Origin of the sequence: Brevibacterium sp. SIMBA_078 (assembly GCF_046534565.1) — a bacterium.
Lineage (GTDB): Bacteria > Actinomycetota > Actinomycetes > Actinomycetales > Brevibacteriaceae > Brevibacterium.
The window spans coordinates 596,692-611,915 of record NZ_JAWRYQ010000002.1 but is presented as its reverse complement, the minus strand read 5'-3'; the positions used below and the strand labels follow the sequence as shown (position 1 = coordinate 611,915).

The following is a 15,224-nucleotide window of genomic DNA, read 5'->3' as shown; positions in this document are numbered from 1 at the left end:
ATGGACATAGGTAAGTGCCTATGCATATAGTGATCTGGAGAACACGAAGCAGTGTTGACGAAAGGACTTTCACCGTGGTGTCACTTACTGCAACGGGCCTACTGGACGACTTCTCGCTTGAGATGACTGGGAAGGACATTCCCAATCTCAGAGAGGCAGCCCATGCGATCCCGCAGCGGACTCGGATCAATGTCACCTTCCTCGGCAATGAAGATCTCCCGATGCGAGTCGAGGCGTCGAAGGCCGTCGCTGATATGGGATTCGTTCCGGTTCCGCACATCTCCGCCCGTCGGCTCAAGTCCGAACGGGAGCTCAGAGATTTCCTCGATGCGCTGCAGCAAGTCAATGCGACGAATCATGTATTCGTCGTCGGGGGCGATCCCGCTACGCCGGAAGGTCCCTACGAGGACTCGCTGTCGGTTATTCGTACCGGAATCCTGCAGGATTATGGCGTTGCCGAGGTCGGCGTCGGCGGCTATCCCGAGGGGCATCCCGATATCAGCGACGACGATCTCTGGTATCACTTGGACGCAAAGACGTCTGCGTTGGCTGAACAGAATCTGGACCAGGTTGTGCTCACCCAGTTCGCATTCGACGCGCAGCGCGTCAGCGAATGGGTCAGAGATGTTCGCAATCATGGCATCGAGTCGGTCATCCGGATCGGCACACCTGGTCCGGCGGGTATCAAGAGACTCCTCGGCTACGCCCGACGATTCGGTGTGGGAACGAGTGCCGGAATCGTCAAGAAGTACGGATTCTCACTGACGAATCTCGTCGGCACCGCCGGTCCAGACAAGTTCGTTCGAGACTTGTCTGACCGGGCTGAGGGGCTGGAATCACCGGAGACCCTGAAGACGCACTTCTATACCTTCGGCGGACTGCTGGCCACCGCCGAGTGGGCGCACAAGTTCGCCGATGAATCGTGAGGTGGTGATCAAATGACCGACCTCGCCGAAAAACGCAAAGACTACGCAACCCTGATCGTCACCGGCCCCGATCAATCGGGACTGGTATCAACCGTCACTTCGCTCATTGCCCGAAACAACGGCAACATAGTCTCCCTCGACCAGTACACGACCGATCCGGAAGGCGGGGACTTCTTTCAGCGCGTCGTCTTCCACAAGGAGGGGCTCTCTGCCGCGGTTCCTGAAATTCAGACGGACCTTGCGTCCACTCTCAATCCCCTCGGAGTGCAATTCCGCCTTGTGGAGCAGAAGGCTCTCAAACGCATGGCTGTGCTCGCCTCGAAGAGCGATCACTGTCTGCTCGAACTGCTGTGGAGGCATCAGCGCGGTGAGCTGCCGGTCTCGATTCCCCTGGTGATCTCGAACCACACCGACGTCGCCGAGGCAGTGCGAAGCTTCGGTGTCCCGTTCTTCCACGTACCTTCGCAGGGGCCGGACAAATCCGCAGCAGAAGCACGCATCATGGAGCTGCTGGCCGGCAACGTCGATCTCGTCGTCCTTGCCAGGTACATGCAGATCCTGTCCGAGTCGTTTCTCGATGATGTCGAAGTTCCTGTGATCAACATCCACCATTCGTTTCTGCCCGCGTTCATCGGAGCAGGGCCATACCGGAAAGCCAAGGAACGTGGTGTGAAGCTCATCGGTGCGACCAGCCACTACGTGACGAAGGATCTCGACGAGGGTCCGATCATCGAACAGGATGTCACCCGAGTCGACCACACGATGACTTCCGGAGACATGCAGGCGAGAGGCGCCTACGTGGAACGGGCGGTGCTCTCGAAGGCAGTACGACTGCACGCCGATGACCGCGTTATTCGGCATGGCAATCAGACCATCGTGTTCGACTGATCTGAGGTCTGTGGCCATGTAGGTCGAAGTCGGCCACATCAACGCATCAATTCCCGACCAACACCAAAGAAGAACGGATGTTTCAGAACGGAGCATCCTTGACAACAAGAGAGGTTCATCGACGATGACTGACAATCTCCAGCAGATTCTCGACAAGAACAATCCTGTCGAACTGCTCCGCAACTCGCAGATCGGATCCTATATCTATCCTGTCGTTCCTGCGGACTTCTCGAACTGGATCAAGGAACAGCGTGCTTGGCGAGAAACGGCTGTCCTCTACGACCAGTCGCACCACATGGACAATGTCTTCTTGCGCGGTTCGGACGCCATCAAGCTGATTTCCGACACCGCAATCAACTCGGTTGCGAAGTTCGCTGTCAACAAGGCCAAGCAATACGTGCCGACTACAGCGTCGGGACACGTCATCGGCGACGGAATCCTCTTCCACGAAGCAGAGAACGAGTACGTCTACGTCGGTCGTGCGCCGGCGTCGAACTGGCTGATGTTCCACGCGGAGACGGGCGACTATAAGGATCTCGACATCGAGGTCGACCGTCGATCGCCGTCGCGTCCCTACGGTGATCCCGTCAGCCGTCGCTACTACCGCTACCAGATCCAAGGCCCCAAAGCGTGGGACATCATCGAGAAGCTCAACGGCGGACCGTTGGAGAAGATCGGCTTCTTCAATATGGCTTCGATGACCATCGCCGGTAAGCAGGTGCGCACACTGCGTCACGGAATGGCAGGCGCTCCCGGCTTGGAGCTGTGGGGACCATATGATGACCACAAGGTCATTCGCGACGCTATCGTCGAGGCCGGCAGTCAGTTCGGCATGCTCCAGGTCGGTTCGCGCGCCTACCCATCGAATACCCTCGAATCGGGATGGATCCCCTCCCCGCTGCCCGCGATCTACACCGGCGAGGAAGAACGGACATTCCGCGAATGGCTCGGTGCCGACAGCTACGAAGCGACCGGAACTCTTGCTGGTTCGTTCGTCTCCGAGAACATCGAAGACTACTATCTGACGCCTTGGGAACTCGGCTACGGATCGTTCGTCAAGTTCGACCACGAGTTCATCGGCCGCAGCGCCCTGGAGAAGATGGATCCTGCCGCGCAGCGCAGGAAGGTCACCCTCGCGTGGGACGCTGACGATCTCGGCAAAGTGCTCTCTTCGCCGCTGAACGTTGATGGTCCGAACTACAAGTACTTCGACCTTCCGCTGGCGAACTACGGTTCAGCCAATTACGACAAGGTCATCGACGCCGACGGCAACACGGTCGGCTTCTCGATGTTCACCGGCTACTCGGCGAACGAGCGTCGGGGGCTTTCCCTGGCAGTCGTTGATCCTGACGTTCCCGAAGGCGCCGAGCTCAAGGTCGTCTGGGGCGAACCGGACGGCGGGACCACCAAGGCTTCCGTCGAGCCACACGAGCAGACTGAGGTTCGCGCGGTAGTCAGCCCCGTGCCGTACTCGACTGTTGCGCGTCAGACCTATCAGGGAGGATGGCGTACCGGCTACAAAGCCTGAGAACGGTAATGTGAGAGGGTCCGGGCTGAACAGCCCGGACCCTCTTCGTCTTCGGATAAACAGAACAGGACCAACGAGATGAGTCTACGAAGTGCCATCCTTGCGCTTCTCCGGATCGAACCGATGTCGGGCTACGATCTGGCCAAGCAGTTCTCACAATCGGTGGGCCACGTCTGGCATGCACCTGACTCGCAGATCTATCCGGAACTGCGCAAGATGGCCGAAGAAGGGCTCATTCTTCCCGAAGAGCAGACGCGTGGAACCGCTGGGATGCGTCGGATGTATCACGTCACCGAGGCAGGAGAGGAATCGTTCCTCGAGTGGATGAATTCTCCTCTGAAGTATCAGCGCACACGCGATGCTTCTCATCTGAAAGCCGCCTACCTCGAGTCCGCGAACCACGAAGCGCGGATTTCCTTCCTTCGCAATCACATCGAAGTATGGACGGGTGAACTCGAGTACATCGAAGACGAGATCGCCAATATCGATGCGCTCGAATCCCCGATGCTCAACCGTCGACTTGCGGTCACAGCCGACAAGGACCGTGAGATGACGATCGGCTACAAACGGTTCGCCTACGAAGGACTGGCTGATCGAGCCCGCAGCGAGATTGAGTGGGCTCAGCGAGGGCTGAAGTTGACCGAGCACCTCGATGGGTGAAGGTGAGCTTCTCGACCGATAATTGTGTCGATCGGGTCCGACAGCAGCCTGGTTCGACTCTCACAGGCTCAGTACGCGCAGAGCATTCTCCTTCATGATCAGCGGCACTGCGTCTTCCTTGACACCCAGCTTCTCGAAGTCGTTGATCCACCTCTCGGGAGTGATGAGTGGGAAGTCGGAGCCGAAGAGAGCCTTTTCCTTGAGCATCGATCCGATAGCCCGGGTCAGCTGTGGCGGGAAGTACTTCGGCGACCATCCGGAGAGGTCGATGAAGACGTTGGCCTTGTGGGTGGCGATCGAGATCGATGCGTCTGCCCAGGGCACAGATGGGTGAGCGAGGATCATAGTCAGATCTGGAAAGTCTGCGGCGACGTCGTCGAGGAGCATCGGGTCCGAATACCTCAGCTTGATCCCGCGGCCTCCGGGCAGCCCGGCGCCGATTCCGGTCTGGCCGGTGTGGAAGAGCGCGACGAGTTCGTGCTCGGCACATGCCTCGTAGATCGGGTAGTAGGCGGAGGCGCTCGGATCGAATCCCTGCAGACTGGGATGGAATTTCATGCCTCTGACTCCGTAGTTCGTCGCGAGGTCATGGATGCGGCCGACCGCGTCGGCAGGCTTTCGAGGATCGACAGATCCGAAGGGGATGAGGACGTCGTTGTGTTCCGCGGCCTGCTCGGCGATCATCTCGGATGAAACCGGCGGATGCCCGCCGAGCGCTGTTGTGGCGTCGACTGTGAAGATCACTGCCGCCATCTTCCGTTCGCGGTAGTAGTCGGCAAGATCAGCAACAGTCGGGGTGCGTGGAACCGATGCCCGAAAATAACCCGCAGAAGCGTCGAGGAGCTCTTGGTCGAGCGAGGTGTGTTGGTGGGCGTCGGCTTCGACGTGGGTGTGGACGTCGATGGCAGTGATCGCCTCGGTGTCGATGGCTGGTTGGTAGATCATTGGTGTCTTTCCTCGTGACGGTGTGAACAAGGGCTGTGCGATTCAGGGAAGCTCCTCATAGCGATGCTTGAGCTCGAGCAGGCGGATGAGCATCTCATCGCGTTGGCGAGCGATGGCGGCGGAGTCTCTGCCCACGAGTTCGTCGTCGACTCCGGCAATGAGTTTCTCCTTGAGGCCTTCGTCGAGATGCACCTGCTTGAGGTCGTGCATCCAGACCTCTTGCGGTGGTCCGAGATGGTCGAGGACGTGACGCATCCCGCCGATGCCGCCGGACAGCGCCTGCTGAGCCAACGGCCCGAGGATCGCCCATCGCAGCCCGGGGCCGTATGAGATCGCGGTGTCGATGTCTGACACAGAGACCACGCCCTCATTGACCAATGAATAGGCTTCCTGCCACAACGCAGCCTGCAGACGGTTGACTACGTGGCCGGGGAGCTCGGCTCGAACGAGGATGGGTTTCTTCCCTATGGTCCGGTAGATCGTCAGAGCCCGGTCGACGAGCGCGGGGGAGGCTCCGGGCGTGGGGACAACTTCTACCAAGGGGATGAGGTGGGCCGGGTTGAAGGGGTGCCCGACGATGATGCGGCTAGGAGCTTTTGTCGCTTCTGCTGAGATCTCGCTCGGGGCGAACCCCGAAGTCGACGAGGCGATGATTGTCGCCTCGGGTGCCGCTGTGTCGATCTCGGCAAGCATCGCCTGCTTGACCTCGAGGCGCTCCGGACCGTTCTCCTGGACGAAGTCGACTGAGCCGACCGCCTCGGCGATGGTGGGGGCAAAGGTCAGACGGTCCAGTTGCGAGTCTCTGACTCCGGTAGTCACCTCGAGGTTGCTCTTCACCTGCTCAAGCAGTCGTTCCTCGGCTCCTTCAGCAGGGTCGAAGGCGGTGACGCTGTGCCCTGCGGCGAGGAAGCCCGAGACCCAAGCGGCCCCTATTACTCCGGTGCCGACGACGGCGATAGCGAATTCTTCACGAGTGTCATTCGACGACTCTGTGTTCTCCACAGCGTTCATGCTGAATCCCTTTCCCTCCGTACTTCGGCGAAAGCGACGTACTCGTCGAGCGAGTTCGGATCCTGTAGAGCGCCGGGGCTTGCGACCTCGTCGAGTGCGGCACCCTGGACGATGCGTTTGACTGGGACTTCGAGCTTTTTGCCCGTGCGCCCGAGCGGCACCTTCGTCACCGGAACGATCTCGTCAGGAATGTGCCGTGGGGAGAGTCGGGTCTTGAGTTCCCTGCGGACGCGCATTGACAGCTCACCTGTTAAAGGCACGCCGGATTCGGTCTGGACGAAGACCACGAGTTCTCCCATTCCGCCGTCGGGATCCTCCAGATGGATCACCAGGGAATCGGCCACTTCGTCGAGCGTGTCGAGGACGGAATAGAAGTCCGCAGTGCCGAGCCGCACCCCGCCGCGGTTAAGGGTAGCGTCGGATCGGCCGGTGACGACGACTCCGCCGTCAGAGGAGAAGCGCACCCAGTCGCCGTGCTGCCAGACGCCGGGAAACTTCTCGAAGTATGCTTTCTCGAATCGGTCGTCGCCGTCCGCTCCCCAGAAGGTCACGGGCATGGAGGGAACCGGCTCGGTGATGACGAGCTCTCCGAGTTCGTCGAGGACCTCCTGGCCGTTGGAGTCGTAGGCTTTGGCGGCAAATCCGAGCGAGGGCGCCGTCATCTCACCGGAGTACACCGGGGCCAGTGGTGAGCCCTGGAGGATTCCGGTGCACACATCGGTGCCGCCGCAGCCAACATTGACCAACACATCCTGCCCGAACTGCTCCACAAGCCATTCGAAACCCTCGGCCGGAAGCGGCGAACCGGCCGCGCCGAACTGTTCGACGGTGGCCAGATCGAAGTCCTCCCCGGGGCAAATGCCTTCCTTGCGTGCGCTCATGATCGCTCCGGGAGCCATACCCATGAGCGTAGTGCGAGCTTTCGCCGCAATGCGCCAGAGCTCCTTCGAATCGGGGTAGTTCGGGTTGCCGTCGATCATGACTATCCCCGAGCCGACGACGAGCCCGCCGACCAGAGCGTTCCACATCATCCACGCGGTCGTCGAGAACCAGCAGAACTGGCTGCCCGGGCCGAGGTCGAAGTGAAGACCGTGGTTCTTCAGCGTCTCGAGCAGGATGCCGCCGTGGCTGTGCACTATGGCTTTCGGCTTCCCCGTTGTTCCGGATGAGAAGAGGATGAAGAGGGGGTGATCGAACGGGACCGGCTCGAATTCGAGTCCGGTGAGTGCTGTGTCCGGTGAACTTTCGTCCGTATTCAACACATCGACTCCCGCAGAAAGGGCCCCTAGCTCCGCGTAGTCGACGACGGCGATCGGATGGTCGAGTCCGGTTCCTGTGATGAAAGCGTCGCGAAATCCTGAATCGAGACTGAACAGTCCGTAGTCGACGTGTACGAGGTGAGTAAGGGTCGGTAAGGCGGCGACCACCTCGGCGAGTTCGTCGGAGCGTTCAACGTCCTTGGCCCCGTATCTGTAGCCGGAGATCGCCAGCAGCACAGTGGGCTCGACCTGGGAAAAGCGGTCGATGACCGACTGGGTGCCGAACTCGGGGGCGCAGCTGGCCCAGATCGCGCCGAGACTCGCAGCGGCAAGGAACGCCACGAGTGCCTCGGGCTGGTTGGGCAGGTAGCCCACGACACGATCTCCTTTGGTCACACCGAGTGAGATGAGACCGGAACGGACCCGAGCGACCTCGGCGCGCAGTTCGTCGAAGGTCAAGGTGAAGTCGTCGCGTGTCTGGGAGACCGCGGTGACCGCGAGGTCGGCCGCCTGCTCGGGGGCGCCGAGAGAGTGCTCGGCATAGTTGAGCGTGGCACCGGTGAACCATTTCGCATGGGGCATGACACGTTCCTCGAGCACCGATTCATACGGTGTGTGGCTGGAAACGTCGAAATAGATCCACACGGACGCCCAGAAATCCTCGATGTCGGTGACCGACCAGGTGTAGAGCTCACTCCAGTTGGTGAGAGACATTCCGTGCTTTTCGTTCACCCAGGACAGGAAATCGCCGATCCTGCTGTTTCCGATTGCGTTCGAGGGGACTTCTCGAATGATTGACGACATGTTCACTTCCTCACCTTGGGGCCGGTGCCATCGAGAAAGGCACGCATGAGCTCCTTCGCCTCGGTACTTGACTGGGCGACGGAGGCCATGAGCGCCTCCAGCATGTAGCCTTCGTCGCGGCCGGTTTCTGCGATGCGCGGCAGCGCTTGGGTGATTGCATAATTCGTGACCGGGGAGTTCGACGCGATCGACGCCGCAAGTTCTCTGGCCTTGGCCGGTCCTTCACCGCCGGGGACGCAGTAGTTGACGAGCCCTATGCTCTCGGCCTCGGCAGCGTCGAACCGGCGTCCGGTGAGCATCATGTCCTGGACTCGGCTGAGTCCGATGAGACGGGGCACCCGAACCGAGGCGCCTCCGCCGACGAAGAGTCCGCGTTTGCCCTCCGGCAGGGCGAAGTATGCGGACTCCTCGGCCACCCGCAGGTGCGCTGCGGTTGCGAGTTCGAGGCCGCCGCCGATGACTCCGCCCTGGAGTACGGCGATGACGGGGATCTCGGATTCGGTGATCGCATTCATCGTCGCGTGCCAGGAACGTGAGTGGTGGAGTCCTCCCACAGCGTCTCGCTCGGCCATCTCGGAGAGATCGAGGCCCGCACAGAAATGCTCGCCGACGGAAGTCAGCACGATGGCTGAAACGTCGGGTGGGGTGCGGAAGAATTCGCCGAGCGCGGCGACCGTCGCATCGTCGAGGGCGTTGCGTTTGGCAGGCCGATCGAGGGTGAGGACTCCGATGGCGCCCTCGGCGGTGAACCGGAGGGACTCGGAGCTGTCGGTCGACTTCGGCTGTTCGGAGACGTCGGCGAGGTGGGATGAGGGGAAGTGTGTCATTTGTGGTCCTTCGGTGGTGCGGATGATGCTGGATTCTTTGCGGTTCTGGCCGTCGGTGCGGGACTCGAGTGTGCGCCGAGCGCATCTCCGCTGCGCAGGGAGACCTTGTGTATCTTGCCCGAGCCGGTGCGTGGGAGTTCGTCGACGAGGCTGAAGTACTTCGGCACCTTGTATTTGGCAAGGCGGGCGAGCAGGAAGTCGCTCAGTTCATCCGGCGTCGGCCGGGTCTCCGACTCAGCTGCGACGATGAAGGCATGGCCGACCTCGCCCCACCGCTCGTCGGCTGCGGCGACGACCGCAGCTTCGCTGACACCTGGATGCTCGAAGAGAGCAGACTCCACCTCGGCAGGATAGACATTCTCTCCACCGGAGATGAACATGTCCTTGAGCCGGTCGACGATGAAGAGGAATCCGTCGTCGTCGAGGTAGCCGATGTCGCCGGTATGGAACCACCGGCCTGGGGAGAACGCCTGATCGGTGGCATTCGGGTTGTTCCAGTAGCCATGGGTGACATTGGGGCCACGAGCGACGATTTCGCCCTTGACTCCGGGGGAGCAGGAATTTCCGGAGACGTCGCGGACTTCGACTTCGGTGAATGGCACGGCACGTCCGGCCGATCCTGCCTTGTCGAGGGCGTGCTCAGCAGGCAGGAAGGTGCATCCGGGGGAGGTCTCGGTGAGTCCGTAGCCTTGGCAGAACATGATGCCCCTCGCCTGGTAGCTCTTGATCAGGGAGACAGGGATCGGGGCACCGCCGGAATTGACGAATCTCAGCGACGACAGGTCAGCACTCGCCCATCTTGGTGATTGCAGCATGTCCGCGAACATTGTTGTGACCCCTGCCATCCAGGTCAGCCCCTCGTGTTCGACGGCGTCGAAGGCGCGGTCGACGTCCCACCGAGGTTCGATGAGCATGTGTGACCCACGCAGGTAGCTGGTCATCACCTGCTGGTTGAGGCTGATGACGTGAAAGAGCGGCGCAGTGACAAGGGTGACGTCGTCGGTGGTGAGATCCGTGTTGAGAAGGAGATTGAATGAATTCCACATCAGGTTGGCGTGGGAGAGGACCGCGCCTTTGGGTCGCCCGGTTGTCCCCGATGTGAAGAGCAGGAACGCCGGGTGGTTGCCGTCGACGTCGGCTGACGGCAAGAGCGAACCCGTCGACGAGGCGGGCGTATCTTGCCACTGCACCTCTTCCTGGACCACATTGGTTTGCAGCCCGGCTGCCGTCTTGGCCGATTCGGGCGCTACGTACAACAGAGACACTTCTGTGAGAGTGAGCTGGTAGTCGAGCTCGGGCGGCGCTAGTCGCCAATTGAGTGGGATGAAGATCGCGCCGAGGCGGAGGCAGGCGAGCAGGACGATGATTAGGGCGGGGTGGTTGGGGCCGAGGTAGGCAACGCGGTCACCTCGACGGACTCCCTGAGCGTGCAGCTCTGCCGCGCAGGTCAAGGTGCGTTCGTGCATTTCGGCGTAGGTGTATTGGACACCGGCGAAGGTGATCGCTGGCTTGCTGCCGTGGTCGATGGCCTGGATTTCAGAGAGCCGGGTCAGAGTGGGGTGGGAGAAGGTCACAGGGATTCTCCTTCCGTTGCTGCCGGCGGAGTGCCGGTTTCGGTGCTGGGTTGCGTCTCGCCGGGGCTCTGTTCTGACAGGTTCCGGGATGTCGTCTCGCCGAGCCTCCAGATGCAGAGGATGCTGATGGCGGCGACGACCGCGATGACGATCGATAAGGGGATCGTGGAGGGAGAATCGGTCGAGCTCATGATTGCGGCGAACAGGACAGGCGAAATGCCTGCGCCGATTCCGGCGATCTGGTAGCCGAGGGATGCCCCGGTGTAGCGGTGCTCGGTGTCGAAGAGTTCGGAGTAGAGACCGGCCAAAGGTCCATAGATCATCGGGTGGATGACGCCCTGGCCGATGATCATGCCGATGGTGATGATGAGGCCGTCCTTCGTCTCGATCATCGGGAAGAGAACGAAGCTCCACACGGCAATGAGTACGGCACCGGCGACGACCAGTGGTCGACGGCCGATCGTATCGGACAGTCGGGACCAGCCGATGATGCCGAAGATCGCGAAGAACGAGGAGAATGACAATGCGTTGAGTATCGTCTGCTGTTCGATGCCGATCTGCACGCCGTAGGCCACGGAATAGGTAGTCAGCAGGCCCTGGAACATGAACGCGGACAGGCCGACTCCGACGGCGAACAGCAGGGTCACAGGCTGCCCGCGCAGAGCCGCGATGATCGGAATGCGACGGGTGGGCGTGCGTGCCTTCGCCGCGAGGAACTCAGGAGATTCGGCGACAGCGGAGCGGACGATGATGCCGACGACGAGCAGAAGGATCGAGGCGAGGAACGGCAGTCGCCAGCCCCAGGCGATAAAGGCTTCGGGGCCCATGATCGCCAACACTGCGGCGATGACCAGTGCAGAGACAAGTTGCCCGGTGGGCGCGCCCGCACTGGTGAAGCTGGCCCAGAAGCCGCGGTTCTTCGTCGAGTGCTCAGCGGACATGAGCATGGCTCCGCCCCATTCGCCGCCGATTGCCACGCCCTGGACGACGCGGATGAGGATGAGGAGAACTGGACCGATGAGGCCCGCCTGCTCGTAGGTCGGCAGCAAGCCGATCGCCGTTGAGGCGATTCCGATGGTGAACATGCTCAGCACGAGCATGCGTTTTCGGCCGAGTTTGTCCCCGAAGTGCCCGAAGACGACGCCTCCGAGGGGACGGGCCAGGTAGCCGGTGGCGAATGTGGCCAGACTGGCGAGAGTGCCGACCGCAGGGGAGAGGTTGGAGAAGAACACGTCCTTGAATACGAGGGCGGCGCAGACCGAGTAGACGAAGAAATCGTAGTATTCGATGACGCTGCCAAGGTACGCCGAGGCGGCAGCTCGCTTGAGCATCGGTGTTGATTTGCTTGAGGTGGAGTTCGCGGAAGCCATGTAATCCTCGCTGACTGAACGGCTCTTTTGGCTGAAGGTTTGATCGGCGGTGATCGAACCGGTTCGATACTATGCAATGTGCAGACGGAGCGTCAATAGATTGCGGTATATATGCGCTTTCGAGTGGAGGGTGCACATAGAATCGGGGTATGGACTTTCGCCCGCAGTCGCTTTTCTTCGCCCTCGTCGGTGAACACCTGCTTGGATCGACTCGTCCCCTCAGTGGAGCTTCGATCGTCTTCGTTATGAATAGGCTCGGCGTCGGTGAGACCGCAGCGAGGTCGGTGCTGCAGCGAATGACTGCCAAGGGATTTGTATCCCGTCACAAGGAGGGTAGGAAGACGTTCTACGCGTTGACCGAGACCGGGTCTCAGATCCTCGGTGAAGGTGGCCGCAAAATGTTCACGGGATGGCGGTCACAGGACTGGGATGGCGCTTGGACGATGGTCAGGATTCAGGTGCCTGAGTCGCGGAGATCACTACGGCAGAAGATCTGGTCCCAGCTGTCGTGGGCGGGTTTCGGTCAGGTCGACGGCGGCACTTGGGTGGCCCCGGGGGAGCGGGAGCTGATGTCTGTGCTGGACGCCGAGCAGCTCGAAGTCTCCCCAATCGTCATCTGCGGCCGACCTCAACCTCCTACGACTGACGACGACCTTGTGGGGGCCTTCGATCTTGATGCTCTCTCCGCTGAATACGCTGCTTTCGGCGACCGGTGGCAGGTTTTCGACTCCGACGCTATGGCGCCAGTGGAGGCTTTGGTGGCGCGAGTGAAGCTGCAATGTGAATGGCTGGGCCTGACCCGGTTGGACCCGCAGCTGCCTGCCGTCCTCCTGCCGCAGGATTGGCCCGGAACGATGCAGGCTCAGTTGTTCGGCGAGCTCGACCAGCGCCTTGGCAAAAGAGAAGCGCCTGTCCTCGACGACTTCTTCGCCGGCACGCTCGAGTAGACGCGCCCTGATGAAGGTTCTGCCGATGTAGTCCTATCGTCTCCGGTCAGATCCACTCCTGCGCCAGCGCGAATTCGATGAGTGCCTGCACCCTAGGCGCGATCGTGGAATGCGCAGGCCAGGTGGCGAACGAAAATGAGCAGAGTGCCGGGACGTGGCGGATCGCGCAACGCTGAATCGGCCGAGCCGAACCTGCTGGGGCCGGGCAGGCCGGGGGAGCGTCAGTTCCTCTGAGCTCTGACGACCATCGTGGCGATGCGCACGCGATTGTTCGTGTCCAGTTTGACGTTGATCCGGTTGAGGTGAGTCTTGACCGTTGCCAGACTCATGAACGTCTCCTCGGCGATCTCCTGATTCGACAGGCCGTCGGCCACGAGTTCGGCGATCTGCCGCTCGCGGTCGGTGAGCCCTGCTAACAGCTCCACAGCCTCCCGCTGCAGGCGATGATCGGAGTTCGACCTGACCTTGGCGATGACCTGTCGCATCGACTGCGGAGCAAGAATGGGCTCACCGGCGTGGACCTTGCGTACCGCAGCGGCGAGATCCACAGGGCCGATGTCCTTGAGGAGGTATCCGGCGGCACCTGCCTCGAGAGCCCTGAAGAGGTAGTCGTCGCTGCTCATGCTCGTCAGGGACACCACTTTCGGCGGCCGGACGCTGTTGAGCAGACGCTGGGTGGCTTCGATCCCGCCGATTCCCGGCATCCGTATGTCCATGAGCACGACATCGGGATAGTGCAGAGACGCCTTCTCGATGGACTCTTCCCCGCTCAGCGCCGAGACGACGACGTCGATACCGTCGGCGGCCTGGAGGATTCCCCGGATCCCGGTGATGACCATGGGATCGTCATCGACGACCATGACTCGGATCGGGGCGGCTTGGTTCATGATCGTCACAATACCCGAGGCCCATGACACGGACCGGCGCGGCGCGGAAGTCCCTGTTCCGCATCGCCTCAGGTCTGGGGTGAGAGGGATCGAAAGCACACCTGGACACGGAACTCATTGCCGAACACCCCGATCGACGCTTCGCCGCCGAACATCTCGGTGCGCTCGCGGATGCCGACCAGACCGGATCCCGATCCGGTCGATCCCAACTGAGCGTCCTGCGGACCCGGGCGGTGACCGGCCGGTCCCGGTCCGTGATCGGGCGCGCCGGCACCGGCCCCTCGCGCCGGTCCCGGCGCATATCGTGGGCGCGGCGGAACATCGACTGGGCCTGGAGCGCTGGGGAGCGGATTGCTCACCGAGATCCGGATGCCGCGGGCCGCCGAGACTGCGATGTCCACCGTCACCGGCAGATTCGGCGCATGTTTCATCGCGTTCGTCAGTGCCTCCTGGACGATTCGATAGGCCGCACGGTCGAGCGCGGGCGGGCACGAGTCCACGTCCTGGATGACGATGAGTGGACGGATGACCGTGCCGGTGGACGCCACGGAGGAGATGAGTTCGGGAATCGCAGCCATCGTTGCGCGGCTCGGAGGGGACGAGTTCTCATGGCCCGGCCGCGGATCAGCCAGATCGCCGTTCCTCACGCCACCCACCAGATGACGCAGATCCTCCAGTGACGCGCGGGCCTCCTCCCGCAGAGCTGACGCCGTCGAAGCGACCTCGGGGTCGGTCTGTGCTCCGACCTCAAGGGCGCCGGTGTGCAGCGAGATCACCGATAGGCGGTGGGAGAGCGTGTCGTGAAGTTCGCGTGCCAAGAGCTCTCGTTCGGACTGCCGCGCGATCTCGGCCGTGAGCGACTCATTGCGCTGTGCTTGCCGTTCGGCGATCGACTCGACCGCTCTCATCCTCCGCGTCCGACGCAGAAGTGCGCCGACCCCCAGCGCCGTACACAATCCGATGACGCCGGCTGCGATCGTGATGATTCTGATCGCCAGGTGCGAATCCTCCGGAGGGATGGTCGCCTCGAGTCCCGTGACCTGTGCCGGGTCGGGCAGGAAGAAGATGCTGAACGGATTGTGCTCCGGCGGTGCCAGACACATCCTCACCGTGGAGAACGCCATCAGTCCGGTACTCACCGCCGAGGCGATGATCGCCTGCCGCCGGGGTGTTCGGATGACGAGGTGGAAGACCGCAATGAGGAGCATCAGCGCATCGCCCCACCCCGCTGTGAGCAGTGCTCCGGCGACGAAGGGCACCCAGGGCCATCTGTGTCGGAGGAAGACGAGTCCCCACACGAGGAACAGCAGCAGGACGGCCACGAGCCCCGTGTCATTGAGTTCCCCGTCGGAGAAAGCCCAGGCGTTCGCGGTCAGCGCCATCGACGAGGTGAAGAACCCGAAGAGATAGGCGATGACACCGATGAGGATGCTGCCGGCGATGCGCACACCGCGCGGGATCCTGCGGCGAGGGACGGTTTGTTCTGACACAAGAGAATCGTAACCGCGGGGGCTGACACGCGTAGTCCGCCTTCAGGCTGGAGGAGGTCAACCGATCGGCTGGCAGGATCCAGCCCGAGTGTGGACGCGCTGAAGCGC

Annotated in this window: 13 protein-coding genes; 5 read left to right on the top strand and 8 right to left on the bottom strand. The window is 61.7% G+C overall.

Going from position 1 to position 15,224, the window contains the following annotated elements:
* The first annotated feature begins 77 nt into the window (after positions 1-77).
* The 4 genes from SB749_RS11155 (at position 78) to SB749_RS11140 (ending at position 4,002) form a co-directional block, all read left to right on the top strand.
* On the top strand, positions 78-926 hold the full coding sequence (locus tag SB749_RS11155; RefSeq protein ID WP_410710390.1) for a methylenetetrahydrofolate reductase: 849 nt from the start codon (positions 78-80) through the stop codon (positions 924-926).
* A 12-nt stretch (positions 927-938) separates the two neighbouring features.
* Positions 939-1,814, top strand: coding sequence for a formyltetrahydrofolate deformylase (gene purU / locus SB749_RS11150; RefSeq protein WP_098730745.1), 876 nt, complete (start codon positions 939-941; stop codon positions 1,812-1,814).
* A gap of 124 nt (positions 1,815-1,938) precedes the next feature.
* On the top strand, positions 1,939-3,342 hold the full coding sequence (locus SB749_RS11145; RefSeq protein ID WP_039207262.1) for a vanillate/3-O-methylgallate O-demethylase: 1,404 nt from the start codon (positions 1,939-1,941) through the stop codon (positions 3,340-3,342).
* Between the two features lie 78 nt (positions 3,343-3,420).
* Positions 3,421-4,002: a PadR family transcriptional regulator gene (locus tag SB749_RS11140; RefSeq protein WP_098730746.1), complete on the top strand. Its 582-nt coding sequence runs from the start codon at positions 3,421-3,423 to the stop codon at positions 4,000-4,002.
* Positions 4,003-4,062: 60 nt separating this feature from the next.
* Here SB749_RS11140 and SB749_RS11135 read toward each other — a convergent pair whose 3' ends face one another.
* From SB749_RS11135 to SB749_RS11110, 6 genes are read right to left on the bottom strand one after another with little or no spacing between them, the layout of a single operon-like run.
* On the bottom strand, positions 4,063-4,947 hold the full coding sequence (locus tag SB749_RS11135) for an amidohydrolase family protein (RefSeq protein ID WP_410710389.1): 885 nt from the start codon (positions 4,945-4,947) through the stop codon (positions 4,063-4,065).
* Positions 4,948-4,989: 42 nt separating this feature from the next.
* Entirely contained in the window at positions 4,990-5,949 is a 960-nt protein-coding gene (locus tag SB749_RS11130; protein ID WP_410710388.1) for a 3-hydroxyacyl-CoA dehydrogenase NAD-binding domain-containing protein, read from the bottom strand.
* Positions 5,950-5,954: 5 nt separating this feature from the next.
* A complete protein-coding gene (locus tag SB749_RS11125) occupies positions 5,955-8,021 on the bottom strand; it encodes an acetoacetate--CoA ligase (protein ID WP_410710387.1) in 2,067 nt (688 codons plus the stop codon).
* Between the two features lie 2 nt (positions 8,022-8,023).
* Positions 8,024-8,848, bottom strand: coding sequence for a crotonase/enoyl-CoA hydratase family protein (locus tag SB749_RS11120; protein WP_410710386.1), 825 nt, complete (start codon positions 8,846-8,848; stop codon positions 8,024-8,026).
* Complete coding sequence (locus SB749_RS11115) at positions 8,845-10,422, bottom strand: acyl-CoA synthetase (RefSeq protein WP_410710385.1); 1,578 nt, start codon at positions 10,420-10,422, stop codon at positions 8,845-8,847. The genes SB749_RS11120 and SB749_RS11115 overlap by 4 nt, the downstream gene beginning before the upstream one ends.
* Complete coding sequence (locus tag SB749_RS11110) at positions 10,419-11,792, bottom strand: MFS transporter (RefSeq protein ID WP_410710384.1); 1,374 nt, start codon at positions 11,790-11,792, stop codon at positions 10,419-10,421. The genes SB749_RS11115 and SB749_RS11110 overlap by 4 nt, the downstream gene beginning before the upstream one ends.
* A gap of 149 nt (positions 11,793-11,941) precedes the next feature.
* On the opposite strand from SB749_RS11110, the gene SB749_RS11105 reads away from it, so the two are divergent.
* Positions 11,942-12,739, top strand: a complete 798-nt coding sequence (locus SB749_RS11105) for a PaaX family transcriptional regulator C-terminal domain-containing protein (RefSeq protein WP_410710383.1) — start codon at positions 11,942-11,944, stop codon at positions 12,737-12,739.
* Between the two features lie 221 nt (positions 12,740-12,960).
* Here SB749_RS11105 and SB749_RS11100 read toward each other — a convergent pair whose 3' ends face one another.
* Both SB749_RS11100 and SB749_RS11095 read right to left on the bottom strand, forming a co-directional pair.
* On the bottom strand, positions 12,961-13,626 hold the full coding sequence (locus SB749_RS11100; protein WP_410710382.1) for a response regulator: 666 nt from the start codon (positions 13,624-13,626) through the stop codon (positions 12,961-12,963).
* A 68-nt stretch (positions 13,627-13,694) separates the two neighbouring features.
* Positions 13,695-15,116: a sensor histidine kinase gene (locus tag SB749_RS11095; protein ID WP_410710381.1), complete on the bottom strand. Its 1,422-nt coding sequence runs from the start codon at positions 15,114-15,116 to the stop codon at positions 13,695-13,697.
* Between the last annotated feature and the right edge of the window lie 108 nt (positions 15,117-15,224).

Excerpts from the sequence above, each read along its gene's own strand:
- SB749_RS11135 (WP_410710389.1), bottom strand. The coding sequence starts at position 4,947 with ATGATCTACCAACCAGCCATCGACACCGAGGCGATCACTGCCATCGAC.
- purU (WP_098730745.1), top strand. The coding sequence starts at position 939 with ATGACCGACCTCGCCGAAAAACGCAAAGACTACGCAACCCTGATCGTC.
- SB749_RS11125 (WP_410710387.1), bottom strand. The coding sequence starts at position 8,021 with ATGTCGTCAATCATTCGAGAAGTCCCCTCGAACGCAATCGGAAACAGC.
- SB749_RS11120 (WP_410710386.1), bottom strand. The coding sequence starts at position 8,848 with ATGACACACTTCCCCTCATCCCACCTCGCCGACGTCTCCGAACAGCCG.
- SB749_RS11145 (WP_039207262.1), top strand. The coding sequence starts at position 1,939 with ATGACTGACAATCTCCAGCAGATTCTCGACAAGAACAATCCTGTCGAA.
- SB749_RS11140 (WP_098730746.1), top strand. The coding sequence starts at position 3,421 with ATGAGTCTACGAAGTGCCATCCTTGCGCTTCTCCGGATCGAACCGATG.
- SB749_RS11105 (WP_410710383.1), top strand. The coding sequence starts at position 11,942 with ATGGACTTTCGCCCGCAGTCGCTTTTCTTCGCCCTCGTCGGTGAACAC.
- SB749_RS11100 (WP_410710382.1), bottom strand. The coding sequence starts at position 13,626 with ATGAACCAAGCCGCCCCGATCCGAGTCATGGTCGTCGATGACGATCCC.
- SB749_RS11110 (WP_410710384.1), bottom strand. The coding sequence starts at position 11,792 with ATGGCTTCCGCGAACTCCACCTCAAGCAAATCAACACCGATGCTCAAG.